Source organism: Aeromonas sp. ZOR0002 (assembly GCF_963866995.1).
Classification (GTDB): domain Bacteria; phylum Pseudomonadota; class Gammaproteobacteria; order Enterobacterales; family Aeromonadaceae; genus Aeromonas; species Aeromonas caviae.
This window is the reverse complement of sequence record NZ_CAWMFQ010000394.1, coordinates 1-1,157: the sequence shown is the minus strand read 5'-3', so window position 1 is coordinate 1,157 and position 1,157 is coordinate 1. Positions and strand designations below refer to the sequence as shown.

Annotated in this window: 1 protein-coding gene and 1 pseudogene; both read right to left on the bottom strand. The window is 39.2% G+C overall.

The window, feature by feature from the left end; translation table 11 throughout:
- Positions 1 to 885: phosphoethanolamine transferase (locus AACR77_RS22135; protein ID WP_042878916.1), on the bottom strand; the 885-nt coding region annotated here is incomplete at its 3' end.
- 61 nt (positions 886 to 946) lie between these two features.
- A pseudogene (locus AACR77_RS22130) lies at positions 947 to 1,157 on the bottom strand (phosphoethanolamine transferase); the annotation flags it as partial.

The window sequence follows — 1,157 nt, the reverse complement described above, 5'->3', positions numbered from 1 at the left end:
ATCATCAAACTCCTTTCTCCCCATATTGGAGAACATGCAGGGAACCGATACTGCTGTAGCAGTACCACATGAACGAACATCGTTAAAAGAAATGACATCATCAATCTTGCTGGTAAAAGCGTTAGTTTCTTTCTCGTAGCCATTCATGGAGAAATTTTTACCACGAGCAGTTTCACCAACAACCAAAAACATCAGAGTGGGTTTGTCTTCTTTCGCTACTCGTGTAGCGTCATCGCCTAAAGTAGCAAAGGGGACGGGCTCAGCCATATAGCGTCTATAAAGATATTTACTGGTGCTATACATGAAGTTAGCTGGAACAATTTCACGATTTAGAGTCTGATTGTTACGACCAATAGATGCGTAATCCTGGTAGTACAAGGCAGCAATAACCCCAACTATTGCTAACGAGGCCAGCATAGAGAGGGCTCTCTGAGCAATACCTTTATACCAAGTAGATGCATATTCAATCTTCACAAAGAAAATTAATATGGCAGGAAGCACACCTGTGAATAAAACCCACATAATGATTGGTAGATTAATGTAGGCATATGCTTCACTTTGATTGGTTTCAAATATGTTCTGGATCATGTCACCATCAAATATCACCCGATATTTCATCATGGTATAGCTGGCAATAGAGCCCGTAACAAAGAGGAAGGCGAAGAAAGGCTTCATCAGGTAGCGGAACGAAAAAGGCATGAAGACGAAGTTAAGTGCCGCAACGAGTAAAAAAGGAATTGAAATGACGAAACCGATCTTGAAGTGTTCAAGATTTGACAGGATGTCATAAAAATGGAGCAAAACTGGCCAATTAAGTAAAAACGAAAAGACCAAGGCCAATAATAAGACAAATGAAACAACTTTTATTTTTACTGCCGAAAACATATTTTCTCCCTGATAAATCCTAAATTTCGCTGGAACTACTTTATTAAAAATGATGTGTAACTCAGAGTTTTCTACACTGCCTGAATATATCTAAGGTCTGGTTGTAAACCTTAGTTTTAATATCCCAGATACCTAAAACAGATGAAAACAGATTGTCATGCGAATAACGATAGATACTTGCATTATTTTGCAAGCATTTCATGTCCAGCCTTTTTATGTTGGTAAATTCGGGTGACATCCAGACCTGCATAGGTACTCGGGTCTGGTCATCC